Origin of the sequence: Kribbella sp. NPDC050124 (assembly GCF_044460355.1) — a bacterium.
Classification (GTDB): domain Bacteria; phylum Actinomycetota; class Actinomycetes; order Propionibacteriales; family Kribbellaceae; genus Kribbella.
Map to the genome: position 1 here is coordinate 1 of NZ_JBITJU010000004.1, position 26768 is coordinate 26768.

The following is a 26768-nucleotide window of genomic DNA, read 5'->3' on the forward strand; positions in this document are numbered from 1 at the left end:
GGGCAGACCAGCAAAACACTCACGCCCCGACGCACCAGGCCACACCCAGAGCCGAATCAGACGCACCAGCACCTACCGCTCCACGGATCGAAGCTAAGAGGTCCGGAACTGCAGGGTCTGGCGGCCCGGAATTCGGCCTGTGAGGTAGACGCGCTGGCCGTCCGGGGTGAGGCTGCCGCCGAGGTAGGTGTAGCGCTCGCCCGGGTCCATGTTGACCCGGGTCGCGCCGTTGCCGGGGCCGAACTCGATGCGGTCGGAGCCGACCGTGTAGGAGCCGGTCCCGGAGACGAGTTGGTGGTTGCCCGCAGTCCCCAAGGACTCCACGCCGGCCAGCGTGCCGCCGTTCCGGAAACAGAGCTCGATCGCGTACGCCGTCTCGTCGCCGTCGAACTCGAACGACAGGTCCCAGCCGTTGCCGACCTCGACGATGGCGACCTCGGTCCGCAGCGTTCGGTACTGCTTCGGGCGGTGCGGGAAGTCCATCGACGCGTAGAACCGGCCGTCCAGCGTGAGCGCGTACAGCCCGTCCTCCCGGCGGTACCGCTTCGGCAGCGGCAGGTGGTACGGCACCTTCACCTCCTGCGCCAGCTTGTACGTTTGCGGTCCGGTACGGCGCATGCCGTCGCTGCGGAAGTGGCCGGTGCTGAAGAACTGTGGCGAGAGCCGGACTGAGTCCAGGATCGCGGCGCCGCTGCGCAGCTTGAAGAACGTCGGGTTGGTGGACAACCCGGACGCGATCACCGGGATGTCGTGGAAGTCGGTGCCACCGAAGACGCTCGCGGTCTTGGTCCCGCGCCGGATCCGGGCCGACGCCTGGGACGGGAAGTGCTGGGCGAAGTCCGTCGGCACCGGCTTCGGAGTGGGCAGCACCGCCGCGATCTCGGGGCGTTCCAGCACCTCGGCCAGGAAGTCGCCGAGTTCACCGGTCCCGCGCTGCTCGATGCTCTTGGCAACAGTCGAGAACCGGCCGTCGCCGGTGTGCAGGGCGAGCTCGCGGAACTGGGTCAGGTACCACCAGAGCTCGCGGATCCGGGTCTGGTCCTGCCGCCGGGACGCGATCGTGTCGACCTCGCCGTTCGGCTCGATGAAGTAGAGCGTCGCCTCCAGGTTGCGCCGCACGTACTCGAGCAGCTCGGGCTTGTTCCGCGTCCAGGCGATGCCGAGCAGGCAGTGGTTCGTGACCTCGGAGGCGTACGTCGAGCTGCGTTCGCTGTAGATGCCGTCCGGGGTGGCGTCGATCCCCTCGTCGAGCCAGTCGTCGATGCGGGCGGCGTACCGGCGGTCGGGGAACAGGTGGTGCGTGCGTGCCAGTGCGGCCGCGACCTCCCAGCGGTGGTTGGGCGTGTGCACCCCGCCGGCCGCGATCGCCGGCCCGGCCTTCCGCAGTACCTGCTCGAGAATCGCCCGGTGCGGCTTCGTCGCCGCCTGGTCGTCTTCGGCGAGCAGGCCGTAGACCATGCAGACGTCCTGAATCGCGAACGAGCTGTCCGGCGGCGAGTGCAGGTTGCCGACGTCGTACAGACCGTCCTCGTGCTGCCGCGCCGCCAGTTGCTCGCACAGCCAGAGCAGCGGGGCAAGCATCGAGTCGTCGTGGTGGTACGACGACTTGCCCCAGACGTACCCGGAGACGAGCCGGCGGGCCTTGCGGGCCACGGCGCGGACGCTGTCGGACGGGTTCTGGAGATTGCCGAGCACCAGTGGGATCTGGGCCTGGTTGGCGTTGGTCAGTACGGCGAGGAAGTCTTCGTCCACGGCTGCTACTCCAGCATCGGTCGCCCCGGCCGCGGTAGCCGGGTAGAGGGCACCGACCGCCAGCGTGGTCAGTGAGCCGGCGAGGAACGTACGACGCTGCATCGATGCCTCCAAAGGGGATACCGCCTTACCCAACGAGCTTGGTAAGCGGTTGCCAAATGTTCAGTACTGTGTCCCCGCGACTTTGTCCTGTCAATACTTCGCAGCTGTCCGCATCTGGTCACTGCATGTCGATCCCAGGTCTTGTGTGAACCGGTTTCCTGGGCTAACTTGACCGGCCAAGGCAAACGCTTTCCGCCCCGCCTAGAGGTTTCCGGAGGTAAGAAAGTATGAGTGCGCTGGGCGAGCTCGGCTCGCTCCGGCAGAAGAAACCCGCAGGGCAGAAGAAAGACAATCTCGCTGCGTACCTGTTTCTCGCGCCGTGGCTGCTCGGGCTGTTCCTCATCACCATCGGGCCGATGCTGGCCTCGCTCTACCTGTCGTTCACCGACTACAACCTGATCCAGGCGCCCCAGTGGATCGGGTTCGAGAACTTCACCCGGATGCTGTCCGACGAGCGGCTGCACAACTCGCTGCGCGTCACGTTCACCTACGTCTTCGTCTCGGTCCCGCTGCAGCTGGCCGTCGCGCTGCTGCTCGCCGTCGTCCTGGACCGCGGCGTCCGTGGAATGGCGTTCTACCGCTCGGTCTTCTACCTGCCGTCGCTGCTCGGCTCGAGTGTCGCGATCGCGATCCTGTGGCGCCAGGTGTTCGGCACCGAGGGCCTGCTGAACCAGGTGCTCGCCCTGATCGGCGTGGAGGGCAAAGGCTGGATCTCCGACCCGAGTACGGCGCTCGGCACGCTGGTGGTGCTGAACGTGTGGACGTTCGGGTCGCCGATGGTGATCTTCCTGGCCGGGCTGCGGCAGATCCCGTCGATGTACTACGAGGCCGCGTCCGTGGACGGCGCCGGCACGCTGCGCCGGTTCTTCAGCATCACGCTGCCGCTGCTCACCCCGATCATCTTCTTCAACCTGGTGCTGCAGATCATCCACGCGTTCCAGTCGTTCACCCAGGCGTTCGTCGTCTCCGGGGGCAGCGGCGGTCCGTCGGACTCGACGATGTTCTTCACGCTGTACCTCTACGACCGGGGCTTCGGCAATTTCGACATGGGCTACGCGTCCGCGATGGCGTGGTTCCTGCTCGTGATCATCGGGGTCTTCACCGCGGCGAACTTCTTCGCCTCGAAGTACTGGGTGTTCTATGACGACTGAGACGATGCGCGGCGCCGTCGCCGCCCGGCGGGCCGCCCCGATCAGCTGGGTCCGGATCCGGCCGGTGCTGATCCACCTCGGGCTGGCCGTCGCCGCCCTGGTGATGCTCTACCCGGTGATCTGGATGGTGGTCAGCTCGCTGCGGCCCGGCAACGAGATCTTCCGCGACCCGAGCATCCTGGCCAAGGACCTGCGGATCGAGAACTACCGGGTCGGCTGGAACGCGCTCACCGAGCCGTTCACCCGCTACCTGCTGAACTCCGCGGCGGTGGTGCTCGGCAGCGTGCTGGGCAACCTGGTGTCGTGCTCGATGGCGGCGTACGCGTTCGCCCGGCTGGAGTTCGTCGGCAAGAAGTTCTGGTTCGCGATCATGCTGCTCAGCATCATGCTGCCGATCCACGTGGTGATCGTGCCGCAGTACATCCTGTTCTCGCAGGCGGGCTGGATCAACACGTTCCTGCCGCTCGTCATCCCGAAGCTGCTGGCCACCGACGCCTTCTTCGTCTTCCTGATGGTGCAGTTCATCCGGGGCATCCCGCGCGAACTGGACGAGGCGGCCCGGATCGACGGCTGCGGCCGGGGCGGGATCTTCCTGCGGGTGATCCTGCCGCTGATGGTGCCGGCCCTGGCCACCACCGCGATCTTCACGTTCATCTGGACCTGGAACGACTTCTTCAGCCAGCTGATCTACCTGACCGACCCGAAGATGTACACCGTCCCGGTGGCACTGCGGTCGTTCGTCGACTCGACGGCGGAGTCGTCCTGGGGGTCGATGTTCGCGATGTCGGTCGTCTCGCTCATTCCGATCTTCCTCGCCTTCCTGCTCGGCCAGCGGTTCCTGATCAAGGGCATCGCGACCACCGGCATCAAGTAACTCCGAAAGGTGCACCTCATGAGGCAGCTCATCCCACCCACCAGGCACCTGCGCGCGCTGGCCGCTGTCGCGATCGCCACCACCCTGCTGGCGGCCAGTGCCTGCGGCGGTGACTCCGGTGGCAACAGCGGCGGATCCGCGGACGGCGGCAAGGTCACGCTCCGGTTCACCTGGTGGGGTGGCGACACCCGCACCAAGCTGACCCAGGCGGCGATCGACGCCTACCAGAAGGACCACCCGAACGTGACCATCAAGGGTGAGTTCGGCGAGTGGTCCGGCTACTGGGACAAGCTCGCCACCACGGTCGCCGCGAACGACGCCCCGGACATCATCCAGATGGACGAGAAGTACCTGCGCGAGTACGCCGACCGCGGCGCGCTGCAGGACCTGAAGAAGTCCGAGGGCCTGGACACCGGCAAGTTCGAGGAGGACACCCTCAAGGCCGGTGAGTTCGACGGCGGCCTGTACGGCCTGAACGCCGGCATCAACTCGTTCGCGATCGTGGCCAACCCGGCGATCTTCAAGGCCGCCGGCGTCGCGCTGCCGGACGACACCAAGTGGACCTGGGACGAGTACACGCAGCTCGCCGCCGAGCTCACCACCAAGTTGAAGGGCAAGGGTTGGGGGACCGGCGCGCCCGGCACCAACGAGGCCGCGCTGAACCTGTGGGCCCGCCAGCACGGCGAGTCGCTGTGGACCCAGGACGGCAAGCTCGGCGTCTCCGCCGGCCAGGTGACGGCCTTCTACCAGCAGGTGCTGAAGCTGAAGGACGCGAAGGCGATTCCGTCGGCCGAGTTCATCTCGCAGGACATGAACGCCGCGCTCGACCAGTCCGCGATGGCGACCGGCAAGGTCGCGATGAGCTGGATGTGGAGCAACCAGCTGAACGCGATGAGCAAGGCGGCCGGCACCGAGCTCAAGCTGCTCCGGGTGCCGAGTGTCGAGGGCAAGTCCAGCACGAACGGCTCCTACTACAAGGGCTCGATGTTCTGGTCGATCTCGTCGCGGTCCAAGCACCAGAAGGAAGCGGCCGAGTTCGTGAACTACCTGGCCAACAGCACCACCGCCGGCAACATCCTGCTGGCCGAGCGGGGCGTGCCGCCGAACACCGAGATCCGCTCCGCGGTGACGCCGAAGCTGCAGCCGGCCGACGCCGCGTCGGCGAAGTTCATCCAGGACATCGGCCAGGAGCTCGGCGACCCGTCGCCGGCGCCGCCGGTGGGTGGCGGCCAGGTGGAGAAGATCATCCAGCGCTACACCACCGAGGTGCTGTTCGGCCGGCAGACGCCGGAGAAGGCGGCCCAGGGGTTCATCGACGAGGTCAACGGGGAGCTCAAGTAAGTGTTGCTAATGGCAACTGATTGCCGATGACCGCGCCTCGGGTGGCCGTGGCAGGTGTCCACGGCCACGGGGCGTCGCACGTCCGGAACGTGGCGCGGCTGGCCGAGGCCGGCCGCGCCCGGCTGGTGGCCGTCGCCGACCCGCAACCGGCCTCCGACCTCCCCGCAGGCGTCCAGGTGTACGGCGGCCTGGACGAGCTGCTCGCGTCGATCGGGGTCGACGTGGTCATCATCAGCACGCCGATCCAGACCCACCTGCCGTTGGCGGAGCTGGCGATGCGGGCGGGTGCCGACGTACTGCTGGAGAAGCCGCCGACCGCGTCGCTGGCCGAGTTCGAGCAGCTGTCCGCGGTGGTCGCCGAGACCGGCCGGGCCTGCCAGGTCGGCTTTCAGGCACAGGCCTCGGCGGCGACGCTGACGCTCGCGGAGATGGTCGCCGAGGGTCGGCTCGGTGAGCTCCGGGGGATCAGTGCGGTCGGCAAGTGGGTGCGGAAGGCTCAGTACTTCCAACGGGCGCGCTGGGCTGGTCGCCGTACTCTCGATGGCGTCGCGGTGGTGGACGGCGCGGTGACGAACCCGCTCGCGCACTCGACCGCGGCCGCGTTGCTGCTCGACGGGTCGCCGGGCGCGGACGACGTACGGTCGGTGGAGACCGAGCTGTTCCGGGCCAACCCGATCGAGTCCGACGACACCTCCACGGTCCGGGTCGTCACCGGTCGCGGCACGAGGATCCTGATCGCGGTGACGTTGTGCGCTCCGGAACACCTCGAGCCCTCGGTGATCGTGCACGGCTCCGAGGGTCGCGCCGTACTGCGGTACGCGTCCGACACGCTCGAGCTGCCGGACGGGACCGTGACGAAGTACGCGCGGGAAGACCTGTTGGAGAACCTGCTCGCCCATCGCGCCGATCCCGCCGTACCGCTGTACTGCCCGTTGTCCGCGACCGGTGGTTTCACCAAGGTCGTCGAGGCGGTCCGGGTGGCCGAGGCGCCGGCCGAGATCCCGGATGCGTTGGTGCGGTGGGAAGGCGAAGGACTCGAACGCCGGCCGATCGTTCTCGACGTGGAGAAGTGGGTCGACCGGGCCTCGGACGAGCTTGCCCTGTTCAGTGAGCTCGGGGCGCCATGGAGTATCGGACAATCACGGGAGAGTTGATGTCTCAGAACCTCGGCTGCAACCACGCCGTCGGCCGGTCGATCCAGGTCACGGCGGGAGACAGCGAGCTGTTCACCTATGTCTACCAGGCGACCGATCGGCAGCTGGAGTCGCCGCGGCCCTACCTGCACCCGATCCGGACGCTGGGCGGCGACCTAGTCAGCGTGTTCCGGCCGCACGACCACGTCTGGCACAAGGGGCTGACCTGGTCGCTGCCGCACTTCGGACACGAGAACTTCTGGGGCGGGCCGACGTACTCCAAGGAAGCCGGCTACCAGCAGCTGGACAACAACGGCTCGATGGACCACGACCGGATCGACGCGCTCGACGTGTCCGACGACCTGGTCCGGTTCGCCCACCACCTGTCCTGGCGCACCCAGGCCGGCGACCACGTCGTCGACGAGTCGCGGTTGCTGACCACCCGGTTCTCCGACGACGGCTGGGTGCTGGTCTACGAGACCGCGATGACGAACGTCTCCGGCGAGACGATCCAGATCGGCAGCCCGACCACGGCCGGCCGCGAGAACGCCGGGTACGGCGGCCTGTTCTGGCGCGGACCGCGGTCGTTCACCAACGGCACGGTGCTCGCCCAGCAGGGCAAGGGCGGCGACGAGCTGCGCGGCCAGAAGGCGGCCTGGATGGGCTTCAGCGGTAAGCACGACAACAACGACCGCGCCTCCACGATCATCATCGCCGACGCCACCGACAACGTCCGCCACCCACCCCAGTGGTTCGTCCGCTCCCAGGACTTCGCCGCCGTCTGCCCCGCCCCCTTCTTCTCCGAAGAACTCCCCTTCGACCCCGACACCACCCTCAACCTCCGCTACGCCGTCCTCGTCGCCGACGGCCCCTCCGACAACGACCGCGCCACAGCCCTAGCCGCCCAGGCCCAAAAGGCCCTCGCCGCCGGGTAGCCATGGACGTCTGGGCGATCGTGGTCTATGACCGATCACAACCGCCCAGACTTCTCTACGAGATCGTCAGATTGGCGCCGTCGACGGTGCAGCGACCCTCGGTCTCGGGCTGGTCTACGTTGCAACTAGCTCGTCGTGATCAAGCCCAACGGCCTTGCACATACCGACGAAGTGATCCGAGTCGCATGTGTGCATGAAGCGCAGCACATGCCCGAGCTCATCCGGTACAGAAGCTGAGTCGAAGCTCGCCGACGGGTTGGGGTCGCCGCGATGCGAGGAGGCATGGACGAACCGGACGATCCGCTGTACGAGGGAACTAGGAACGTCGCCTGATCTCCCGGCTGCTTCGATAGCACCGGCAAAGTCGCTTTGGTTCGGTGCCTTGAAGGAGATGAAGCCTTCAAGGAGCCGCCGCGCTGCATTGCCGAGCAATGGAAGGTCATCTTCGTCCTCGGAGATCAATGCGTCACCGATGCGATAGAAGAGGAAGTGATACTCGGTCGGGTGATCAAGCAGCCGTGGGGAGAGCGGCCTCAAGGAGATCGACCTCTCCCCGGACGGTTTACTGCGGGCAACGGTTTCGAGGAACTGCACAGCGGGGTAGGCCTTCTCCTGTGAATCGCCGTTCTTGATGATGCCGATCGACTTGCGGCGGATCTTCGAGTACTTCATCAGATTGAGCTTGAAGTAATCGAAGTCATGGGTCAGCTGAACGACTTGACCGAAGTCTTCCGTGCGCTCTAGCACGAGGCCGAAGGTGGCGAACAGGGCATCCTTGTCGAGACTCGTGACCGGATCGTCGATCACGACCAGATCGTCAGCCGGCGTGATGCCGTCTGCCTCGAGACTGCGTAGAAAGTACAGGATTGCAATGGCGTTGCGCTCTCCTTCACTGAGGTTTGTGGCTGCTTCGCCGTTGCGCAGTACCCGGTAGCCGCGTCCCTCGTCAGTGACAGCGAGGCGAAGGTGCACATGGCCGAAATAATCGACGAGGTCCTGATTGATCAGCTGAGCCATAGGACCGACGTCCTGCTGCCCATCGCGGTAACCCTGCGCGGCTTCAGAGAGACGCCGAAGCTGCGCGTCTAGGCGAACCAAAGCACGGTTCGCCCTCGGCTGTAGCTTCCTGATCTGACGGCGGTCGGGGCGTACGGGTGCCGCCGCGTGGTCCATGAGAGCCTGCAAGGCACGATTACGGGCAACAGCCTGCTCCGCTGCCGCTCGATCATTCAGTTCCGCCAGGACCACGAGTTCCTCGAAGGCCAGCTCTGGCGGTTGCTCGATCGCAACGCCAGTCAGCGGACTGTGGATATCGGCTTCACGAGCCTTGAGGAGCGCGGCCAACGAGTCCAGGTATGCGATCACGGCTCGGATGGCCGAGTCCGCCTTCCCTGACGCTGCTTGCCAACTTGCGGTGAACGCCGGCAGCACCATCCCCGCAGACGGCAGGTTCGATAGCCAGAGCTCCAGGCTGGCTGTAGCGGCAGTGAGCTCTTGCTGCAATCGCGAGAGGTCCTCGCGAAGCCGACTCTGCGAGTCATCGAAGTGCGCGGCATACGAGTCGCGTAGTTCCTGGCTCAAGACACCGGCGTGGCAGAACCTGCATTCCGCATCAGCATCGTGCAGGGACAACCCAGCTTCGATCCAGCGTGCCAGCACCGGCTCGGCTTGTAACTCCGCCAGTACGACGCTGGCCAGACTGCGACCTACGGCCTCCAAGACCGCGTCGCGCAGAGCCGGTGCGTCGACATCAGGCGGTGAGACGCTGCCCAACGGCGGCAGGTCGTCGCTCCTGAGAATGTCACGGCACAACTGGACTTCTTCGGCCGGTAGCAGACCGTCCGAGTCGAGGCTGGCGGCTGGAGTCGACTCCAACAAGTGCCGCGCTTCACGGACCGTGTACGAGCGCGGGTTGAACCTGGCAGGATCTACAGGACGCAGCTCACCGATGACCAGGTCCTTGACATCCTTCTCCTGTTTCTCCTCGCTGCGTCTGAGTTCCTTCTGCCGGGCTTCCACCGCCTGCACCCTCGACTTGCAGATCTCGATCCTCTGCTCGGTCTCGCGCAGCAACTTCTCCGCCTCGACGTTCTCGCGTCCCAGTTTCAGGATGCCGACAGACTCTCCCCGCCCGTCGAGGAAGAACTGCAACGCCTCACCCACGTAGAAGCGGTTGTAGACGTGGATGCGCTCGACAACGGATGCCGGCAGCGCGCCGCTGGCCCACTTCCCGCTGTCCCAGTAAGTCGCCTGAACGGCTGTACGCGCGAGCTGCCCGGTACCGAGCTGCCGCAGTACCTCCGAGAAGGTCGATTTTCCCGTCCCGTTTCGCCCGTAGACGAACGTTCGTTTCCCGAGAGAGCACGTCGTCGACGTTCGCCCATCGCCGAAGAAGTTTGTTGTCATCCCCCGAAATGGCCGCTTCGGCGCGAACTTCCGCAACATTCCTGTCATATTCTCGCGACTCACATCCCCCTGCGCCCCCAACGGGCGCACCGACCTGATCGAGCCGAAACTTCCGGCCACTAGCCGCGACGCGGCCACGACCAGCCCGCAGCATCCCCCCGCGAGATCAAGATTCGGGCATTCAGGATTTGTGATACCTGCTTTTCCGCCGACAACTATGCCCGCGTATCAGCACCGTGCCAAGGGGCGATCGCAGATCGTGACCAGGAGCAGCACGCTGCGCCGAAGGCGAACGACGGCTACCTGGGGAGCGCCAAGGTGAAGCAGGTGTTGCCTGGGTGGGAGGTTACGGCGATCGCGCCGCCGTGGGCTTCGGTGATGGACTGGGCCAGGGAGAGGCCGAGGCCGGAGCCGCCGGAGTCTCGGGTGCGGGAGGTGTCGGCCCGGGTGAATCGCTTGAAGACGTTGGGTTGCAGGTCGGCCGGGATGCCGGGACCGTTGTCGTGGATGGTGAGTACGGCGGACTGCCGTTCGTCGTCCGTCCGCAGGCCGACGGTCACGGTCGTCCCGGCCGGCGTGTGCCGGCGGGCGTTGCTGAGCAGGTTGGTGACGACCTGGTGCAGCCGCTGCTCGTCGGCCGTGACGACGATGGGTTCGGCCGGCAGGTTCAGCGACCAGTGGTGGTCGGGGCTGACGATGCGCGCGTCGGTGACCGAGTCCAACGCGAGGCGGCTGAGGTCGACCGGCCTGAGGCCGAGTGGCCGGCCCGCGTCGAGTCGGGCCAGCAAGAGCAGGTCCTCGACGAGCGCTGCCATCCGCGTGGCTTCCACCATCACCTTGCCCATGGCGAGCGGGAGTTGCTCCGGGCTGCGGAGGCTGAGCTGGGCATAGCCGTGGATCGTGGTCAGCGGCGTCCGCAACTCATGCGACGCATCGGCGACGAATTGGCGGACTTGTTGCTCGCTCCGATGCCGGGCGTCCAACGCGCCCTCCATGTGACCAAGCAAGGTGTTCAGCGCGACCGCGACCTGACCGACCTCGGTCCGCTCGTCGGTGAGCGCGTCCGGCACGCGAGCTGTCACGCCGATCTCGCCCGTCGCCAGTGGCAGACCCGCCACCTCACGCGCGGTCTGTGCGACCCGGCGCAGTGGCCGGAGTTGACGCCGTACGACGATGATCGCGACACCTCCCGCGGTGAGCACGCCGAGGCCGCCGAACAGCGCCTCCCACCCGATCAGGCTGTTCACCGTGTTGTCGATGTCCTGGGTGGACAAGCCGGTGATGACCGTTGTGCCGTCGATGAGCGAGGCGTGCACGCGGTAGTGCCCGAGCCCGGGTACGTCGACGGTCTCGTTCGCGGCGTTGACCGGTACGGACGTGAGTGCGTCGACTGCCTGCGTGGACAGTCCGGCGGAGTCGCCGTTCGCGGTGATGACGGTGCCAGTCGAGGCCGAGCCGGTCCGGTAGAGGGTGATCGTGCCCGCGTCCTGGTGCGGGCCGCCGCTGTCCAGGGGCGGCTTGGGCCCACCGTTGTTGTTCAGCACCCCGATCGCGCGGCCGTGCGACGCGGCCACCTTGTCGTCGAGCTGCCGGGTCAGGTACGAGCTGATTGCGGCGGTCGTCAGCACGCTGATCACCACACTGACCGTTGCCATCAACAACACGACCGCAGCAGTAACCCGCGCAGTCAGCGACTTCGGCCTCATCCCCCCAGCGTGACCCCCCAACCCTCGCACTCCCTGGACAAACCCTGTGGACTCCCTGGCAACCTCCCTGACGCGTCAGAGAAATCGCTCAGCCGCCTGTTCCAACGCAGTCAGTTCACGATCGGCCCATCCCTCACCACGGGACTCGGCGCCCCGGATCAGCGGCTTGTCGACGAGGTGGAAGTGCAGGTTGGAGATCCGCTCGACGACATCGAGGTAGGGAATGGCCGCCTCGTCGTCGCCGCTGATCGGGCGGCGTGTGCTGTAGCCGGCCCTGAAAGCAGGCCAGTACGGCGTGGACGCGACGCCGGTGAAATCGGCGGCGCGGTAGTCGACGGCGGCGAGGTCGAAGTCGTACAGGATGAGGTCGTTGCCCACGACCATCAGGTTGTCCAGCGTCACGTCGCCGTGGCGGATGGCGGTGGTGAGACTGTACTGCGCGACGTTGTTCCGTACAGTCGCGGTGAGGTCCCGGAGCAGGTTTTCCTGCGCGGGTGCAAGGTGTGGCCCGAGTTCGTCGAGCTGATGTGACAGGTCGGGCGGCCGCCGGGGAAATGGGGACACATAGGAATCGGCGATTTCGTGGAACCGAGCGACCAGTACGCCGAACTCCCGGTACAGCTCCTCCTGGTACGGCGGCTTGGTCCCCGCGACGAGTTCCTGCAGCACGAACGGGCGCGGTCCCTCGGGTGCCTCGAGCAACCCTACCGGGTCGCCGTCGGGCAGTGGATGGACAGCCGGCGTCGGCAAGCCGTTGGTGGCCAGATGTGCCGAAAGCCCTGTCTCCCAACGGATTTCGTCCGGCTGCCGGCCGCCGTACCGGTAGAGTTTGAGGACGTAGCGAGAGTCCGCGGTGGTCAGCTCGTAGACGTCGTTCACCAGGGAGCGGAGCAGCGTGCAGCCGGTGAACTCGACGCCGTACCGGTCGCTCAAGTACGGGGTCAGAGCGGTTGGGTGAGGGAGGGAGCGGAGGGTGGGGAACACAAAGGGGAGGTTAAAACTCGTAGGTGTGAAGTGGCGGTGGAGCGGGGAGGTTCGTTACGTTTCCGGATTCGCCTCCCCGTTCGGGGCCGGAAACCGGTAGCCTCTTGCAGCGCCCTATGGGGGAGGCTGCCGTACCACCGACCGACGAACTGCCGGAGAGCCCAAACCCGGTCAGGAGACCACGTCTTGCAGGAGAACACCAGCAACACCAGTACTGGCGAACTGGCGAACGTACCTCTTACCGGTGCGGACAAGGTCGCCTATGCCTTCTACGCCACGGCGGCTGCGGCTGCCCTTGTCGGTCAGGTCTGGGCCGGCGTCACCCACATCCCCTGGCCGGAGACCGGCTTCTCGACGTTCCTGAAGATCCTCCTCGTCACGCCCGCGGTGGCCGTGCTCGAGCTCGGTGGTGTCGCCACCGCCGCTCTGGCCGACCTGCGCCGGCGCAAGGGTGAGCAGGCCTACGCCTACCGCGCGATGTCGTTCTTCGCGGCGCTGGTCGCGGTCGTCTTCAACGTGGTCGGCCACTGGCGGCCGGAGGAGCGGTTCCTCGCCTTCGGCTTCGGCGGTCTGTCCGCGTTCGCCTATGTGCTGTGGCTGATCCACAGCTCGGCCCGCCGCCGCGACGCGCTGCGTCGTGCCGGGCAGATGCGCGAGACCGGCCCGGTGTACGGCGTCATCCAGTGGGTCCGCGAGCCGAAGACCACCTGGCTGGCCCGGTCGCTGGCGATCGAGCACGGCTACGGCCTGTACGAGAGCTTGCGCGCGGCCCAGCACCAGATCCGGAACCGAAGCCGCCGAGAGGCGATCGCCGGAACTGTTGCCGAGTACATCCGGTCCGAGCATCAGGACGAGCGGCTGGCGAAGATCGCCGAGACGACGTACGACCCGGACCGGCTGGCCGGGATGCTCGAGGAGCGGATCAACTACGAGGTCATCACCAACAAGCTGACCAAGGCGATCTCGCCACCGCCGGAGGTCGAGGAGCGTCCGGTGCCGGCGGCGGTCTGGGTGCTCGAGGGCGGGCAGCCGCGGCGGGCCGACGGCACCGGAGTGTCGCTGCGCGACGAGGACGCCTGGACCGGCGAGTTGATGGCGATCGTGGACCAGGCCGACAGCGACGAGTCGGTCGCCGAGGCGGTCGTCGTCGAGGACGAGAGCGAGCGGCAGCACGTCGTCCAGAGCGGTACGGCGTCCGCGCCGAACGGATCGGTCAACGGGTCGGTGAACGGCAAGCTCAAGCCGCTGGCGCCGCAGCCGAAGGCCGAGCCGGTCGTGCAGAAGCCGCAGCCGCCGTCGCCGTTCGCGGACACCACCGACACCCAGCCGCCGGCGCTGATCACCACCGCGCCGGCCGTCCAGCCGGTGCTGCCGGACCCGGCGCCGGTCGTGATTCAGAAGGTCGAGAAGGTCGAGGAGCCGGCCGACGACCAGCCGGAGCCGACCGCGCTGGAGAAGAAGCGGATGCGTGCGTACGCGCTGCTCTCGGACTGGCCGGCCGGTCGTGAGCGCACCGCGAAGACGCTGGCCGACGCGATCGCGTCGAGCGAGCCGATGGCCGCCCGGTTCATCGAGCAGTACGAGACCGAGCACGGGGTCGTGTTCGCATCGCAGAACTGATCGACCGGCTGCCGGTGAACCTCAGCCTTCGAGGCCGAGGTTCACCGGCAGCTCGGCGAGACCGCTGACGAGCACGCGCCGCCATTCGAGATCCTCGGCGGGCTTGGCCAGGCTCATCCGGGGGAAGCGCCGTACCAGAGCCAGCAGTGACTCCTGCAGCTCGATGCGGGCCAGTTGGGCGCCGAGGCAGAAGTGCGGGCCGAAGCCGAAGGACAGGTGCTTGTTGTCCTTCCGGTCCAGCCGCAGCTCGTCGGGTTCGTCGTACGCGCGGGGATCCCGGTTGGCCGAGTTCAGCGCGGCCATCACGCCGTCGCCGGCCTTGATCCGGACGCCGTGCAGCTCGACGTCCTCGACCGCGACCCGCAACTGCCCGACCTCGCTGAAGCGGTTGAACCGCAGCAGCTCCTCGATTGCCGACGGCACCAGGTCGGGGTTCGCGACCAGCTTGGCCCAGTTCTCCGGCCAGCGCAGCAGGGTCGCGACACAGCTCGAGATCTGGTTCGCCGAGGTCTCGTGGCCGGCCACCAGCAGGTTCACGCCGAACGCGATCAGCTCGTCCTGGCTGAGCCGATCGCCTTCCTCGCGGGCCCGGACCAATTCGTCGAGCAGGTCCTCGGCCGGCTGGTCGGTGTTCGCCAGCTTCTTGGTGACCAGGTCCTCGATGTACGCGGTCAGGTTCGTCATCGCGTCCTCGACGAGATCCTTCTCCGCCATCCGCATGCTGTAGCCGAGCTCGGTCCACTCCCGGAACTGTTCGCGATCGTCGTACGGTACGCCGAGCAGCTGGCAGATCACCTGGATCGGCAGCGGCAACGCGACCAGCTGCCGGATGTCGGCGCCGTCGCCGGCTTGTGCCACGTCCTCGGCGAGCTGCGCGGACAACTCCGCGACCCACGGCCGGGTGTGCTCGATCCGGCGGTGCGCGAACGTCGACGACACCAGCTTGCGCAACCGGGTGTGCTCCGGCGGGTCGGTCGTGGTCAGGCTGTTCGGCATCGGCTTGGCCAGCGCGACCCGCGGCGCGCCCTGCTTGACCACCGCAGCCCGCGAGAACCGCGGATCCGCGAGCACCATCCGGACGTCGTCGTACCGGGTCACCAGCCACACCTCGGCCCCGGCCAACGTCCGCACCCGCGCCACCGGCCGGTGCTCCCGCAACTCCGCGAACGTGGGCGACGGATCGAACCGAAACGCATCCTCGAACGGAATCTCCAGCACCGGCTCCGACATGTCCCCGACCCTAAGCGCCTTAGGCAACCCTTCGCTCAGGCTGCTGCGCGTCGCAGGAGTTAAATCAGCGTCTCGACCAGGGACCGTGCATGCCCGGCGGGCCCTTCGACGCCGAGCGCCTGGACGGACGCATAGGCACCTTCGAAGATCAGCGTCAGTTGGGTGGCCAGTCGGTCTGGGTCCTCGGCGGTCAACTCGGACGCGAGGACGACGAACTGATCGCGGACCCATTCCTTGAGCCGGACCGCCTGCTGGTGACTCGCCAACTCCCGGTCCGGGAACTCCGTCAAGAGCATCAGGAACGGGCAGCCGCGACAGATGTCCGGCTGAAGCATCGCGTTCTGCTCGTCGAAGAGCGCCAGCACGCGATCTCGCGGGTGCTCACCACCACTGTCGAGCGAGGTCCGGAACCAGTCCCGGTACGCCTCGTACGCCCGCGTGATGTAGGCCGTGATCAGGTCGTCCTTGGACGCGAACAGCCGGTAGAGCGTCGTCGGCGCGATCCCGGCCTCGGCCGCGATCCGGTCCACCCCGATCGCCCGGATGCCTTCCCAGTAGAAGAGGTCGTGCGCGATGGCGAGCACGTGCGCGCGCGTCTCCTCCGAGCTGCGGCGAGTCTTCACGGGACAACGATAGCAATGTTAGGGATCGTTCCCTATCGTTGTCAGGGATCGTTCCACCTCGAGGAGGACCACAGATATGAGCTTGACCGGAAAGACGGCATTGGTGACCGGTGCGTCGCGTGGGATCGGCAGGGCGGTGGCCGAGCGGCTGGCCGCGGACGGTGCGCGGGTCGCGGTGCACTACGGCACGAACGAGACGGCGGCCAAGGAGACGGTCGAGGTGATCGCCGCGGCCGGCGGCGACGCGTTCGCCGTACCCGCGGAGTTCGGGACCGACGGCGCCATCGACGCGCTGTACGACGGTCTCGTCGCCGGGCTGGACGGCGCCGGCCTCGACATCCTGGTGAACAACGCCGCGATCTTCGACTCCGCCGACGGCATCCACGACGTCACGCCCGAGCAGTTCGATCGCCTGATCGAGGTCAATGTGAAGGCGCCGCTGTTCCTGACCCAGCGGGTGCTGCCGCTGATCCCGGACGGTGGCCGAATCGTGAATGTGTCGTCCGGCGTCACCTGGTTCGCCACCAGGGACATCGCCTACGGCATGACCAAGGGCGCGTTGAACGTCTTCACCCGCTCGCTGGCGCGCACTTTGGGGCCGCGTGGAATCACCGTGAACACCGTGTCGCCCGGCATCACCGAAACCGACATGAACACCTGGCTGCAGGAGCCGGGCGGCGCGGCGCGGGTCGCAGCCATGGTCGCTCTCGGCCGGCACGGCCAGTCCGCCGACATCGCGGACGTGATCGCGTTCTTCGCCTCGGACGAGGCCCGCTGGGTCACCGGCGAGGCCCTCGAAACCAACGGCGGCCTCTGGCTCGGACCGAACGACGACTGAGTCCGTCGTGGTGATGGACCGCCAGGCCATCACAACTGGCGGTCCACCACCGGCGTCGCTCAGCTCGGCGGAGTGGTGGTCGTTGTGATGGCCTGGCGGTTCGCAGGCGCGGTCAGCGCGTCGTGGCGGGGAGGCCGACGAGTTGGGCCGAGTGCTCCCAGAGGGCGTCGCAGCGGGACTGGTCGGTGGTGTGGGGGGCGGTGGGGACGGGGCGGCGTTTGACGTAGAACTTGCCGGTTGTGGTGGCGACGTCGGGGGAGGTGGCGAGCCAGGCTGGGGTGTCGGCGCCGGCTTCCGGGCCGGGGCAGAAGCGGTCGAGGATGCGGGCGCTGAGGCGGAGCAGGCCATGGGTGTCGCGGCCGAGGCCGGTGTCGCGAATGATGCCGGGATGGGCGCCGTTCACGGTGATGGCGGTGCCGGCCAGCCGGCGGGCCAGCGCGTAGACGAACATCGCGTTCATGTTCTTCGTCCGCCCGTACGCCGCGAACGGGCGGAAGCTCGGGATCGGTGCGAGACCGTCGCGGCTGTCCAGGTGGTCGACGTCGACCGGGACGCGGCGGAGCGCGGTCGGGGAGGCGCCGACCACGATGAAGCGGGCGGGCCGGTCGCCGAGGGCTTCCGCGAGTGACCGCAGCAGCAGGTACGGCGCCAGGTGGTTGGTCGCGAGCACGCGCTGAATGCCCTCCGAGGTGACCTCGTCGATCGGCGCGACCACGGCCGCATTGCTGATCACGACGTCCGGCGGCTCATCACCGAGCCGCTCGGCCAACCGCCGTACGTCGGCCATCAGCGACAGGTCGGTCACGTCCGGACGAAGATCAGCATCCGGTACGGCGGCCTCGATCCGCCGGGCCGCGTCGCTCAACCGGCCCTCGTCGCGGCCGACCATGACGACCGACATCCCTTCCCCGGCAAGCCGTTCCGCGATCGCCGCCCCGATCCCGCCACTGGCTCCCGTGATCACCGCACGCATCTGCAAGACTCCTCTCAGGTTGACGTTGTCAACCGTAGGCACGCGAGGTTGACAACGTCAACCATATGGTCGAGCGAAGCGAGGCCATCATCAGGCACTACGATCAGCCGAATGGGGACGCGGGACGACTTGATCGAGGTGGCCACCGGGCTGCTCGATCGTGGTGGGGTCGCGGCGGTGACCCTGCGGGAGGTCGGGCGACTCGCCGGCGTGTCGCACAACGCGCCGTACAAGCACTTCGCCGACAAGCAGGCCCTCCTGGCCGCGGTCGCCGCCCGCGATCTGGCGCGGCACGGCGCAGCGATCGAGCAAGCGGTACGGCGGAAGCGGTCCGCACGTGCCGCCTTGAGTGAGGCGATGGGCCGCTACATCGCCTGGGCGCTCGAGTATCCGGAGCGCTTCCGTCTCGTCTTCGGTCGGTGGACCGTCGAATCGCCCGAGCTCACCGCGGCGGCGGAGTCAGCTCAGGCCGGCCTGATCGGCCTGGTCGAAGCCGCGCAGGCCGACGGTGTGCTGCCGGCGGGTGATCCGGTCCGCCTCGCGTCGCTGGTGCGCGCGGTCGCTCACGGCGCGGCCGATCTGGCAGCCACCGGCCACCTCTCCGAAACCGGCAAGGGGCATGCGAGCCCACAGCAACTGGTGGACGATCTCCTCGTCTACCTGCAAGCGGCGTCCTGATCAGAGCTGCGTGTTCGGGTTGCCGACGCCGCGGAGCAGGGTGTCGACGATCTGGGTCGCCCGCGCGTCGGTGTCGGCGTCGGCACCGCGTTTGCTCAGGTCCTGGCAGACCTCGTGGAGCAATGCGTAGTAGACCCGGCGGGCCCAGATCGGGTCCACGTCGGCGCGTAGCGCTCCGGTCTGCTGGAGTCGGGCGAACAGCTGGTCGCAGCGCTCCACGACGCCGGCCTGGATCCGGTCCGCCTCGTTGCCCGGGGCAAGGGCGGCGTTCATCGCGAAGCCCCAGGACAGCTTGACGCGCAGCACGTTCGCGGTCGCCTGGTAGAGCGCGACCAGGGGTGGCGTGGTCTCCGGCCGGGCCTGCTCGACCGCGTCCGCGAGTTGCTGGGAGGCCCAGGTCGCCATGGCGGTGATCAGCGCCTCCCGGGTGGCGAACCGCCGGTGCACGGTCGTCCGGGCCACCCCAGCCGCGGCCGCGATCTCCTCCATGGTGGCGTTCGGTTTCCGGTTCAGGGTCCGCTCGGCCGCCTCCAGAACCGTCCGCACGGTGCGCTCGGCGTCAGCACGCAGTGGACGGATCACGACCTCGTTCATGCGCTCAAGTCTACCTATCGGACGCGACTCCACGGCTACTTGCATCATCTGTGTTGCAAGTAGTACGTTTTCAGGGTCAAGCAAGATGCTATTGAGGAGTCCTGATGGACCTGCAGCTGAAGCACAAGACAGCCCTCGTCACCGGAGCCAGCCGCGGAATCGGGCTGGCCGTGGTGGAGGGGCTCGTGGCGGAAGGGGTGCGCGTGGTCGCAGTCGCCAGGACCGTCACCCCGGAACTCCGTGCCACCGGCGCCTACGTCGTACAGGCGGATCTCGCCGTACCGGACGGGCCGGAGCGTGCGGTCGCCGCGGCGCTGGCGGAGGTCGGCGAGCTGGACCTGCTGGTGAACAACGTCGGTGGCGGCGACGGTGAGGCGGCCGGTGGATTCCTGGAGTTTGGCGACGAGGCGTGGCAGCAGTTCTTCGAGCTCAACTACTTCGCGGCGGTGCGGACGACGCGAGCAGCGCTGCCGAGCCTGATCCGCCAGGGCGGCGCGATCGTGAACGTCTCCTCGAACGGCGCGCGGATCCCGTCCGCCGGCCCGATTCCGTACACGACCGCCAAGGCGGCGCTGACCGCGTTGGGCAAGGCGCTCGCCGAGGAGTTCGGTCCGCAAGGCGTGCGGGTGAACACGGTCTCGCCGGGCCCGGTGCGGACGGCGTTGTGGGTCGGCCCGGACCAATACGGCGGTCAACTCGCCAAGAAGCTCGGAGTGTCACAGGACGACCTGCTCGCCGGACTCCCGGAGCAGACTGGGATGCTGACCGGCCGGCTGATCGAGCCCGCCGAAGTCGCCGCGTTGGTCGTGCAGCTGTGCTCGCCGCTGACCGCGAGCATCGTCGGCGCCGACTACCTGATCGACGGCGGCATCATCAAGACCGCGTGAGCGTCCGCCGATAGGCCGTCGGGGTGGTGGCGAACGCCTTCGTGAAGTGCTGGCGGAGCAACAACGGCGTAGTGAAACCGGCCTCGGTCGCGATCTGGCCGACCGGGAGCGTCGTGGCCTCGAGGAGTTCCTGAGCGCGGGCGAGGCGTTGCCGGATGAGCCACTGCAGCGGAGTCGTCCCGGTCTGAGCACGGAACCGCCGCGACAGTGTGCGCGGGCTCATCGCGGCCTGCGCGGCGACGGTGGTGAGGGTGAGCGGCTCGGCCAGGTGGTCCCGCATCCACCGCATCACCGGTTCGAGCGAATCGTTGCCTGAGACAACGGGCATCGTGACGAACTGCGCTTGCCCGCCGTCCCGGTGCGGCGCCATCACCATCCGCCGCGCGACCGCCGCCGCGACGGCCGAACCGTGGTCGCGCCGGACCAGGTGCAAGCACAGGTCCAGCCCGGCCGTGACCCCCGCAGAGGTCAGTACGTCGCCCTCGTCGAGATAGAGCGCATCGGCGACCACCTCGACCTTCGGGAAGCGGCGGGCGAACTCGTCCGCGAACGCCCAGTGCGTCGTGGCGCGTCGTCCATCGAGTACGCCGGCTGCCGCGAGCGCGAACGCACCCGTGCAGATGGATGCGATCCGCACCCCGCGCCGATGTGCCTCCCGGATCAGCTCCACCACCTCGTCCGACGCGTCGAAGGCGGCGGGCACGATCAGCGTGTGCGCGTCGAGGGCCTGGGACAACGGGTACGGCGCTTCGACCTTGAGGATCGGGCTGTCGTGAGCCATCAGCGTCGTACCGGGTGCGCCGCAGACGCGGACGTCGTACAGGCCCTTGGCGGTTGCGAAGACCTGGCAGGCGCCGGCCAACTCGAGCCCGATCGCTCCCTCGGCGGCAAGGACGGCGACGGTGATCATGGCGCGAATCTAGCTCATGATGTCTTTCCAGCCACTCTCACTCGTGGAGCGGCTGACCGCAGGGTGGAGGTCATGCGGATCGACGTACTGATGTTCGAAGGTGTGGCCGAGGTCGACGCGCTGTCGACGTACGCGGTGTTCGCCAACGCCAAGCGGCGTGGGCTGGCGGTGGATCCCCGGCTGGTGACCGCCGACGGGGCGACCGAGGTGACGGGGTGCTACGGAACGACGTTCGCCGGTCTGGAGTGGTGGTCGCCGGACACCGCGCGGGTGCTGGCGGTGTCCGGCGGCTGGATCTTGGAGGAGATCGAGCGCGGGGTGATTCCGAAGCAGTTGGCTGAGGCGAAGCGGATCGGAGGCAACGACCTGATCCTGGCCGGGATCGACTCGGGTTCGTTGCTGCTCGGCGCGGCAGGTCTGATCAACGGTCGTCCGGCGACCACCCATCGCGCCGACTACGAGCGCCTGGGTCAGTGGGCCGAGGTCGTCGACGCCCGGATCGTCGACGACGGCGATCTGGTCACCTGCGGCTCCGGCTGGTTCGCCGGCGTCGATCTCGCGTGCTGGCTTCTCGAACGCGAGTTGGGCGCCAACGCCGAGGTGGTCGCCCTCGAGCAGTGGATCGGCCGCGATCGCCAGGGGTCGGTCTGGATGAGGTAGGTGCGGACCGCCAGGCCATCACAATCGCAGGTGCAGTGCGCCGGCAGGCGGGGGTGCTGCCGGCGGCGGCGATTGTGATGGCCTGGGCGTCCGGCTACTTCGTGCCGAAGGTGTACGTCGTCGTGGAGGTGTAGGTCTCGCCGGGGCGGAGGACCGTGGACGGGAAGTTGGGGTGGTTGGGGGAGTCCGGGAAGTGCTGCGTCTCGAACGCGAAGGCGTCGCCCTGGCGGTACGACTTGTTGCCGATGCCCTGGAAGGTGCCGTCCAGGAAGTTGCCGCTGTAGAACTGCGCGCCCGGCTCGGTGGTGTGGACGGTGACGGTCCGGCCCTCCTCGGGCTCCCAGAAGCGGGCCGCGAAGCGCAGGCCGTCCTTGCCGGCGTCGGCGCCGAGGACGAAGTTGTGGTCGTACCCGCGCCCGATCACCAGCTGCGGGTGGTCGTCGCGGATCCGCTTGCCGATCGCGGTCGGCTTGCTGAAGTCGAACGGCGTACCCGCCGTCGGCGCGATCTCGCCGGTCGGGATCAGCCCGGCGTCGACCGGCGTGTACGACGGCGCGTCCATCTGCAGCACGTGGCCGTCGATGGAGCCGCTGCCCTCGCCGGCGAGGTTGAAGTACACGTGGTTGGTCAGGTTCACCACGGTCGCCTTACCGGAGACGGTCGCGTGGTAGTCGATCCGCAGGGTGTCGCGGCGGTCGAGCGTGTAGGTCACCGTGGTGGTCAGCTCACCCGGGAAGCCCATCTCGCCGTCCGGGCTGACGTAGCTGAACGCGACCCCGACAGCCTTGTCGCTGCGGACGACCTTGGCCTTCCACACCTTCTTGTCGAAGCCGATGGTGCCGCCGTGCAACGCGTTCTCGCCGTTGTTGACCGGGATCTGGCACGTCGTCCCGTCCAGAGTGAACCGGCCTTTGGCGATCCGGTTGCCGTACCGCCCGATGGTGGAGCCGAAGTACGGGCTGAGCGTCGCGTAGTCCGGCAGGTTGTCGAAGCCGAGGCTGATGTTCTCCGTGCGGCCACGCCGGTCCGGGGTCTCGACCCGCTGGATGGTGGCGCCCCAGGTCAGCATCGAGATGGTGACCCGGCCGTTGGTGAACATGTAGACGTCGACCTGCTGCCCGTCCGGGGTGGTGCCGAACGGGTCCTTGCGGATCTCGAACCTGCCGTGGTGTTCGCCCATGGCGGTCAACCTATCCGTCGTACCAGCGGTCGAACTGGCCTGGGCCACCCCACTGAGACCGCCCGCGGCAGCTGCACCCAGGCCGATGGCCCCGGCCGTCCGCAGGACCTGGCGGCGAGGTAACTGGTCAGACATCGCAATCCCCTCACTGAGTCGTCGAATGTCGGCGAGAGCGTTCTCACAGCGCCGACCCGGGCACGATAAGCACGACTGTCCAGTGTTTGGAATAGTTCGTAACGGTTTGAATTCGTCCGATGACTGCACGACGCTGGAAAGGTCCGGCGCGCCCTGACCGGATCGGTCCGGCGCCGGGCCCGATCAGGTCTTCAGCGGTACGGCGTCCCGCCGCCAGGATGATCGTCATGAGCCGAACCGCACTGATCGTGATCGACGTCCAGGAATCCTTCCGGGTCCGCCCGAACTGGCAGGCCGTGAACCACCCCGACATCGCCGACCGGGTCGACCGCCTGGTCCGCGCCGCCCGGGACAAGGGCGACCTGGTGGTCTGGGTGCTGCACACCGAGCCGGGCACCGGCGGTGCGTTCGACCCGGCCAACGGCCACGTCCGGCTGATCGACGGCCTGGCGCCGCTGCCCACCGAACCGATGATCACGAAGACGTCGCACAACGCCTTCACCACAACGAATCTGCAGCAGACGCTGACCCAGCACGGTGTCACCGAGCTGGTGATCAGCGGCATCCGGACCGAGCAGTGCTGCGAGACGACGGCGCGCGTCGCCTCCGACCTCGGGTACGACGTCGTGTTCGTCACCGAGGCGACCGCGACCACCCCGTTGCCGCACTGGACGATGCCCGCCGACGCGACCCTCGAGGAGATCCTGGCCGACCCGCGGACGCTCAGCCCGGACGTCGTCACCGAGCGGACCGAGTACGCGCTGGCCGGCCGGTTCGCCACCATTCGGACGCTCGACGACCTCACCGCCGTACCCGTGCCATCCTGACCAGATGAGCCCCACCCAGGTCGCGTTCCTCTTGGTGCCGAAGCTGCACCTGCTGGATCTGGCCGGGCCGGCGCAGGTCTTCTCGACCGCGAACGACCTCGGCTACGGCTACCGGCTGAGCTACGTGGCCGAGACCGACGAGATCGTCACCGCGCAGGGCGTCCCGGTGAAGGCCCGGGTGGACTGGCCCGATCTGGGGCCTGGCGACCTGATCGTCGTACCGGGGTGGCGGTCGCCGCGGTTGTCGCCGGTGCCGCCGATCGGGCCGGAGACGAGGCAGCGGTTGCGCAGTCATCACGCCGGTGGCGGCTCGGTGGCGAGTGTGTGCTCGGGAGCCGATGCGCTGGGAGCGGCCGGGTTGCTCGACGGACGGCGGTACACCACGCACCACGATCTGACCGACGAGCTGGCGGCCCGGTATCCGCGGGCAACGATCGTCCGCGACGTCCTGTACGTCGTGGACGACCGCGTGATCACCTCGGCCGGGATCGCGAGCGGGATCGACCTCGCGTTGCACCTGGTCGCGGGGCGGCACGGCGCCGAGGCGGCCGCGCGGGTCGCCCGCGAGATGGTCGTCTACGCGCGGCGGAACGGCGACGAATTGCAGGAGAGCGCGATGCTGCGGCATCGCGGTCACCTCAGCGATCTCGCCCACCGGGTGCAGGACGTGATCGACGCCCGGTACGCCGACCGGCTGCTGCTGACAGAGCTCGCCCGGCAGGTCGGCGTGAGCGAGCGGACCCTGACCCGGATCTTCACCGCCGCGACCGGCCTGACCCCGTTGCGCTACCAGCAGTTGCTGCGGCTGGAGCGCGCGGAGCACCTGATCGGCCACGGTACGACGGTCGAGGCCGCCGCCCGCGCGGTCGGCTTCGAGGACGCCCGGATGCTACGCCGTCTCCGCTCCCGCACCGCCGAACCGGTCGCGGGGTAGGCCTAGCTCCACCCCGCCGGGGGGCTCAAGACTCCTGAGTTCCGCCCGCGTTCCGGACAGGCTCGTCCTGACCGGAACAAGGAAGAGGTGGGCAAGGTGAGCAGGGGTTCAGTGACTGTGCGCATCGCGCGCTGGAGTGCTATCCATCCATGGCGGGCGATCGGCCTCTGGCTGCTGCTCGTCGTCGTCGCGGTCGGGATGTCGGTGGTCATCCCGAAGCAGCAGGCGGAAGACAAGGACACCTGGGTCGGCCAGTCCGGCCAGGCCGCGGAACTGATCGAGAAGGCGAACCTGGGCGACCGCCCAACCGAAACGGTCCTGCTGACCGACCAGGACGGCCCGCTGGACAAGGCAGCCGCCAGTACGGCGATCGCCCAGCTGCAGCAGAAACTCGGAGCACTCGACTCGGTCCAGGCGGTCGGCCAGCCGGTGTGGTCCCAGAACGGCAAGGCCGCGCTGCTGCCGATGGAGCTGAAGGGCACCGACGACGACGCCGCGGACAACATCGAGAAGATCGTCGCCACCACCGCCGAGGTGCAGCAGGCGAACCCGGACCTGACCATCGCGCAGGCCGGCAGTGCATCGGTCGACGCCGGGATCTGGAAGCAGGTCGGCACCGACCTGGTGAAGGCGGAGAAGCTCAGCCTGCCGATCACCTTCGCGCTCATGCTGCTGGCCTTCGGCGCGCTGATCGCGGCCGGGATCCCGGTGCTGCTGGCGTTCTCGGCGGTCGGCGCAGCCCTCGGCTTCTACGCGCCACTGTCCTACCTGTTCCCGGACGGCGGCTCGGTGGCGAACGTCGTGATGCTGATCGGGATGGCGGTCGGCGTCGACTATTCACTCTTCTACCTGAAGCGTGAGCGCGAAGAACGGCGCAAGGGACGCAACACCCTGGACGCGGTCGAGATCGCCGCGGCGACCTCCGGGCACTCCGTGGTCGTCTCCGGGTTCGCCGTGATCGTCTCGATGGCCGGCCTGTACGTCGCTCAGGACGCCACCTTCGCCTCGATGGCGACGGCAACGATCGTGGTCGTCGCGGTTGCGGTGCTCGGCTCGCTGACCGTTCTGCCCGCGTTGCTCGCGAAACTGGGGCACCGCGTCGACCGGCCGCGCATTCCGCTGCTGTGGCGGCTCAACCGGCGCATCGGGCCGGGTGGCATCAGCCGGCGCGTCCTGGCTCCCATACTGCGGCATCCGCGAGCCGCACTGTCGCTGTCCGCGGTCGCTGTGGTGGCCCTCGCCGTACCGGCGCTGGGAATGAAGACCGAGTCGGCGGATCTGAACACGCTGCCGCAGAGCATCCCCGAGGTGCGCACGCTCAAGGAACTGCAGGCCAACTTCCCGTCCCAGGGCGGTCTGTCGTACGACGTCGTCGCGCAGGGCGCAGGTGCGGTCGCGGGGTTGACCGGGCTGCAGGAGTCCGCCGTACAGAGCGGCAAGTTCGTCGTCGCGCCGGGGGAGGCGATCCGGCAGGGCAACGGGACCGCCGTACTGACCTTGGTGTCGGTGTTGCCGGAGAACAGCGAGAACGCGGCGGCCGCGCTCGGGCAGTTGCGCACCGAGCTGGCGCCGGCGCTGGGGTCGGTGACCTGGGCGATCGGCGGCGAGTCGGCGGAGTCCGTTGACTACGGCAACAATCAGCGGGACAAGCTGCCGTACGTGATCGCGTTCGTGCTGGCTTTGACACTGGTGATGATGGCGATCACCTTCCGCAGTGTGGCGATCGCGCTGGTGACGACGTTGCTGAACCTGGCCTCGGTCGCCGCGTGCTTCGGCGTCCTGTCGCTGGTGTTCCAGCACACCTGGGCCGAAGGGTTGCTCGGGTTCACCTCGGCCGGGTTCGTGGTGTCGTGGATCCCGCTGTTCCTGTTCGTGATCCTGGTCGGGCTGTCGATGGACTACCACGTGTTCGTGCTCGGCCGGATCCGGGAAGGTGTCGCGGACGGGCTGTCGCCGCGGGAGGCGGTCCGTAAGGGCGTCACCGAGTCGGCGGGTGTGGTGACGAGCGCGGCGGCCGTGATGGTCTCGGTGTTCGCGGTCTTCGCCACCCTGGGCATGCTCGAGATGAAGCAGATGGGTGTCGGCCTGGCCGTCGCCGTACTGATCGACGCCACCCTGGTCCGGATCGTGATGCTGCCGTCGATCATGGTCCTGCTCGGCCGCAAGGCCTGGTGGCCGAACAAGCTCGCCCGTGCCGCCGCCCCTGCGGTCCGGGAGCGCGAGCTCGCGTCGGTCTAGACCGAATTCCAACCTTTTCGCCGGCGCCTGCGTCTACCAGGTGCCGGGGAGGAGCAA

At 68.0% G+C, this 26768-nt stretch carries 24 protein-coding genes; 13 read left to right on the plus strand and 11 right to left on the minus strand.

Annotated features, from left to right (window positions below; all coding sequences use genetic code 11):
* Nucleotides 1-93 precede the first annotated feature (93 nt).
* Nucleotides 94-1854 carry a hypothetical protein gene (locus tag ACIBL3_RS12330; protein WP_396353371.1) on the minus strand — a complete coding sequence of 587 codons (1761 nt, stop codon included), beginning with the start codon at nt 1852-1854 and terminating at the stop codon, nt 94-96.
* Nucleotides 1855-2081: 227 nt separating this feature from the next.
* Here ACIBL3_RS12330 and ACIBL3_RS12335 point away from each other — a divergent pair, with 227 nt between their 5' ends.
* The 5 genes from ACIBL3_RS12335 to ACIBL3_RS12355 are packed head-to-tail and all read left to right on the plus strand — an operon-like array spanning nt 2082 to nt 7288.
* On the plus strand, nt 2082-3005 hold the full coding sequence (locus ACIBL3_RS12335; RefSeq protein ID WP_396353372.1) for a carbohydrate ABC transporter permease: 924 nt from the start codon (nt 2082-2084) through the stop codon (nt 3003-3005).
* Entirely contained in the window at nt 2995-3879 is an 885-nt protein-coding gene (locus ACIBL3_RS12340) for a carbohydrate ABC transporter permease (RefSeq protein ID WP_396353373.1), read from the plus strand. The genes ACIBL3_RS12335 and ACIBL3_RS12340 overlap by 11 nt, the downstream gene beginning before the upstream one ends.
* Nucleotides 3880-3897: 18 nt before the next feature.
* Nucleotides 3898-5220, plus strand: a complete 1323-nt coding sequence (locus tag ACIBL3_RS12345; protein ID WP_396353374.1) for an ABC transporter substrate-binding protein — start codon at nt 3898-3900, stop codon at nt 5218-5220.
* A gap of 26 nt (nt 5221-5246) precedes the next feature.
* On the plus strand, nt 5247-6374 hold the full coding sequence (locus tag ACIBL3_RS12350; RefSeq protein ID WP_396353375.1) for a Gfo/Idh/MocA family protein: 1128 nt from the start codon (nt 5247-5249) through the stop codon (nt 6372-6374).
* Nucleotides 6374-7288, plus strand: a complete 915-nt coding sequence (locus ACIBL3_RS12355; RefSeq protein WP_396353376.1) for a PmoA family protein — start codon at nt 6374-6376, stop codon at nt 7286-7288. The genes ACIBL3_RS12350 and ACIBL3_RS12355 overlap by 1 nt, the downstream gene beginning before the upstream one ends.
* 114 nt (nt 7289-7402) lie before the next feature.
* On the opposite strand, the gene ACIBL3_RS12360 is transcribed toward ACIBL3_RS12355, so the two are convergent.
* The 3 genes from ACIBL3_RS12360 to ACIBL3_RS12370 all read right to left on the minus strand — a co-directional run bounded on the left by ACIBL3_RS12360 (nt 7403) and on the right by ACIBL3_RS12370 (nt 12384).
* On the minus strand, nt 7403-9694 hold the full coding sequence (locus ACIBL3_RS12360) for an AAA family ATPase (RefSeq protein ID WP_396353377.1): 2292 nt from the start codon (nt 9692-9694) through the stop codon (nt 7403-7405).
* Nucleotides 9695-9993: 299 nt separating this feature from the next.
* Nucleotides 9994-11400, minus strand: a complete 1407-nt coding sequence (locus tag ACIBL3_RS12365) for a sensor histidine kinase (RefSeq protein WP_396353378.1) — start codon at nt 11398-11400, stop codon at nt 9994-9996.
* A 75-nt stretch (nt 11401-11475) separates the two neighbouring features.
* Nucleotides 11476-12384, minus strand: coding sequence for a phosphotransferase enzyme family protein (locus ACIBL3_RS12370; protein WP_396353379.1), 909 nt, complete (start codon nt 12382-12384; stop codon nt 11476-11478).
* A gap of 186 nt (nt 12385-12570) precedes the next feature.
* Here ACIBL3_RS12370 and ACIBL3_RS12375 point away from each other — a divergent pair, with 186 nt between their 5' ends.
* On the plus strand, nt 12571-14004 hold the full coding sequence (locus ACIBL3_RS12375; RefSeq protein ID WP_396353380.1) for a hypothetical protein: 1434 nt from the start codon (nt 12571-12573) through the stop codon (nt 14002-14004).
* A gap of 21 nt (nt 14005-14025) precedes the next feature.
* Here the strand turns inward: ACIBL3_RS12375 and ACIBL3_RS12380 are convergent, their stop codons facing one another.
* Both ACIBL3_RS12380 and ACIBL3_RS12385 read right to left on the minus strand, forming a co-directional pair.
* Nucleotides 14026-15234, minus strand: coding sequence for a cytochrome P450 (locus ACIBL3_RS12380; RefSeq protein WP_396353381.1), 1209 nt, complete (start codon nt 15232-15234; stop codon nt 14026-14028).
* A 59-nt stretch (nt 15235-15293) separates the two neighbouring features.
* On the minus strand, nt 15294-15857 hold the full coding sequence (locus tag ACIBL3_RS12385) for a TetR/AcrR family transcriptional regulator (RefSeq protein WP_396353382.1): 564 nt from the start codon (nt 15855-15857) through the stop codon (nt 15294-15296).
* 76 nt (nt 15858-15933) lie between these two features.
* On the opposite strand from ACIBL3_RS12385, the gene ACIBL3_RS12390 reads away from it, so the two are divergent.
* Nucleotides 15934-16695, plus strand: coding sequence for an SDR family NAD(P)-dependent oxidoreductase (locus tag ACIBL3_RS12390; protein ID WP_396353383.1), 762 nt, complete (start codon nt 15934-15936; stop codon nt 16693-16695).
* Nucleotides 16696-16807: 112 nt separating this feature from the next.
* Here the strand turns inward: ACIBL3_RS12390 and ACIBL3_RS12395 are convergent, their stop codons facing one another.
* On the minus strand, nt 16808-17668 hold the full coding sequence (locus tag ACIBL3_RS12395) for an SDR family NAD(P)-dependent oxidoreductase (protein ID WP_396353384.1): 861 nt from the start codon (nt 17666-17668) through the stop codon (nt 16808-16810).
* A gap of 111 nt (nt 17669-17779) precedes the next feature.
* Between ACIBL3_RS12395 and ACIBL3_RS12400 the strand changes: the two genes are divergently transcribed.
* Complete coding sequence (locus tag ACIBL3_RS12400) at nt 17780-18346, plus strand: TetR/AcrR family transcriptional regulator (RefSeq protein ID WP_396353385.1); 567 nt, start codon at nt 17780-17782, stop codon at nt 18344-18346.
* Here ACIBL3_RS12400 and ACIBL3_RS12405 read toward each other — a convergent pair whose 3' ends face one another.
* The gene (locus ACIBL3_RS12405) at nt 18347-18940 is read right to left on the minus strand and encodes a TetR/AcrR family transcriptional regulator (RefSeq protein ID WP_396353386.1); all 594 of its coding nucleotides are present in this window, start codon (nt 18938-18940) and stop codon (nt 18347-18349) included.
* Between the two features lie 104 nt (nt 18941-19044).
* On the opposite strand from ACIBL3_RS12405, the gene ACIBL3_RS12410 reads away from it, so the two are divergent.
* A complete protein-coding gene (locus tag ACIBL3_RS12410; protein ID WP_396353387.1) occupies nt 19045-19827 on the plus strand; it encodes an SDR family NAD(P)-dependent oxidoreductase in 783 nt (260 codons plus the stop codon).
* Here the strand turns inward: ACIBL3_RS12410 and ACIBL3_RS12415 are convergent.
* The gene (locus ACIBL3_RS12415; protein ID WP_396353388.1) at nt 19814-20737 is read right to left on the minus strand and encodes a GlxA family transcriptional regulator; all 924 of its coding nucleotides are present in this window, start codon (nt 20735-20737) and stop codon (nt 19814-19816) included. The genes ACIBL3_RS12410 and ACIBL3_RS12415 overlap by 14 nt on opposite strands.
* A 72-nt stretch (nt 20738-20809) precedes the next feature.
* On the opposite strand from ACIBL3_RS12415, the gene ACIBL3_RS12420 reads away from it, so the two are divergent.
* Complete coding sequence (locus ACIBL3_RS12420; RefSeq protein WP_396353389.1) at nt 20810-21397, plus strand: DJ-1/PfpI family protein; 588 nt, start codon at nt 20810-20812, stop codon at nt 21395-21397.
* 94 nt (nt 21398-21491) lie between these two features.
* On the opposite strand, the gene ACIBL3_RS12425 is transcribed toward ACIBL3_RS12420, so the two are convergent.
* Together ACIBL3_RS12425 and ACIBL3_RS12430 are read right to left on the minus strand one after the other, a co-directional pair.
* Entirely contained in the window at nt 21492-22577 is a 1086-nt protein-coding gene (locus tag ACIBL3_RS12425; RefSeq protein WP_396353390.1) for an aldose epimerase family protein, read from the minus strand.
* A gap of 178 nt (nt 22578-22755) precedes the next feature.
* Nucleotides 22756-22941 (minus strand): hypothetical protein, encoded by a 186-nt coding sequence (locus tag ACIBL3_RS12430; RefSeq protein ID WP_396353391.1) that lies wholly within the window; start codon nt 22939-22941, stop codon nt 22756-22758.
* Between ACIBL3_RS12430 and ACIBL3_RS12435 the strand changes: the two genes are divergently transcribed.
* The 3 genes from ACIBL3_RS12435 (at nt 22940) to ACIBL3_RS12445 (ending at nt 26711) form a co-directional block, all read left to right on the plus strand.
* A complete protein-coding gene (locus ACIBL3_RS12435; protein ID WP_396353392.1) occupies nt 22940-23539 on the plus strand; it encodes an isochorismatase family protein in 600 nt (199 codons plus the stop codon). The genes ACIBL3_RS12430 and ACIBL3_RS12435 overlap by 2 nt on opposite strands.
* A gap of 4 nt (nt 23540-23543) precedes the next feature.
* Nucleotides 23544-24473 carry a GlxA family transcriptional regulator gene (locus tag ACIBL3_RS12440; RefSeq protein WP_396353393.1) on the plus strand — a complete coding sequence of 310 codons (930 nt, stop codon included), beginning with the start codon at nt 23544-23546 and terminating at the stop codon, nt 24471-24473.
* Between the two features lie 111 nt (nt 24474-24584).
* Nucleotides 24585-26711 (plus strand): MMPL family transporter, encoded by a 2127-nt coding sequence (locus ACIBL3_RS12445; protein WP_396353394.1) that lies wholly within the window; start codon nt 24585-24587, stop codon nt 26709-26711.
* Nucleotides 26712-26768 lie beyond the last annotated feature (57 nt).

Excerpts from the sequence above, each read along its gene's own strand:
- ACIBL3_RS12330 (WP_396353371.1), bottom strand. The coding sequence starts at position 1,854 with ATGCAGCGTCGTACGTTCCTCGCCGGCTCACTGACCACGCTGGCGGTC.
- ACIBL3_RS12335 (WP_396353372.1), top strand. The coding sequence starts at position 2,082 with ATGAGTGCGCTGGGCGAGCTCGGCTCGCTCCGGCAGAAGAAACCCGCA.
- ACIBL3_RS12340 (WP_396353373.1), top strand. The coding sequence starts at position 2,995 with ATGACGACTGAGACGATGCGCGGCGCCGTCGCCGCCCGGCGGGCCGCC.
- ACIBL3_RS12345 (WP_396353374.1), top strand. The coding sequence starts at position 3,898 with ATGAGGCAGCTCATCCCACCCACCAGGCACCTGCGCGCGCTGGCCGCT.
- ACIBL3_RS12350 (WP_396353375.1), top strand. The coding sequence starts at position 5,247 with ATGACCGCGCCTCGGGTGGCCGTGGCAGGTGTCCACGGCCACGGGGCG.
- ACIBL3_RS12355 (WP_396353376.1), top strand. The coding sequence starts at position 6,374 with ATGTCTCAGAACCTCGGCTGCAACCACGCCGTCGGCCGGTCGATCCAG.
- ACIBL3_RS12360 (WP_396353377.1), bottom strand. The coding sequence starts at position 9,694 with ATGACAACAAACTTCTTCGGCGATGGGCGAACGTCGACGACGTGCTCT.
- ACIBL3_RS12365 (WP_396353378.1), bottom strand. The coding sequence starts at position 11,400 with ATGAGGCCGAAGTCGCTGACTGCGCGGGTTACTGCTGCGGTCGTGTTG.
- ACIBL3_RS12380 (WP_396353381.1), bottom strand. The coding sequence starts at position 15,234 with ATGTCGGAGCCGGTGCTGGAGATTCCGTTCGAGGATGCGTTTCGGTTC.
- ACIBL3_RS12390 (WP_396353383.1), top strand. The coding sequence starts at position 15,934 with ATGAGCTTGACCGGAAAGACGGCATTGGTGACCGGTGCGTCGCGTGGG.
- ACIBL3_RS12395 (WP_396353384.1), bottom strand. The coding sequence starts at position 17,668 with ATGCGTGCGGTGATCACGGGAGCCAGTGGCGGGATCGGGGCGGCGATC.
- ACIBL3_RS12400 (WP_396353385.1), top strand. The coding sequence starts at position 17,780 with ATGGGGACGCGGGACGACTTGATCGAGGTGGCCACCGGGCTGCTCGAT.
- ACIBL3_RS12405 (WP_396353386.1), bottom strand. The coding sequence starts at position 18,940 with ATGAACGAGGTCGTGATCCGTCCACTGCGTGCTGACGCCGAGCGCACC.
- ACIBL3_RS12410 (WP_396353387.1), top strand. The coding sequence starts at position 19,045 with ATGGACCTGCAGCTGAAGCACAAGACAGCCCTCGTCACCGGAGCCAGC.
- ACIBL3_RS12415 (WP_396353388.1), bottom strand. The coding sequence starts at position 20,737 with ATGATCACCGTCGCCGTCCTTGCCGCCGAGGGAGCGATCGGGCTCGAG.
- ACIBL3_RS12420 (WP_396353389.1), top strand. The coding sequence starts at position 20,810 with ATGCGGATCGACGTACTGATGTTCGAAGGTGTGGCCGAGGTCGACGCG.
- ACIBL3_RS12425 (WP_396353390.1), bottom strand. The coding sequence starts at position 22,577 with ATGGGCGAACACCACGGCAGGTTCGAGATCCGCAAGGACCCGTTCGGC.
- ACIBL3_RS12435 (WP_396353392.1), top strand. The coding sequence starts at position 22,940 with ATGAGCCGAACCGCACTGATCGTGATCGACGTCCAGGAATCCTTCCGG.
- ACIBL3_RS12430 (WP_396353391.1), bottom strand. The coding sequence starts at position 22,941 with ATGACGATCATCCTGGCGGCGGGACGCCGTACCGCTGAAGACCTGATC.
- ACIBL3_RS12440 (WP_396353393.1), top strand. The coding sequence starts at position 23,544 with ATGAGCCCCACCCAGGTCGCGTTCCTCTTGGTGCCGAAGCTGCACCTG.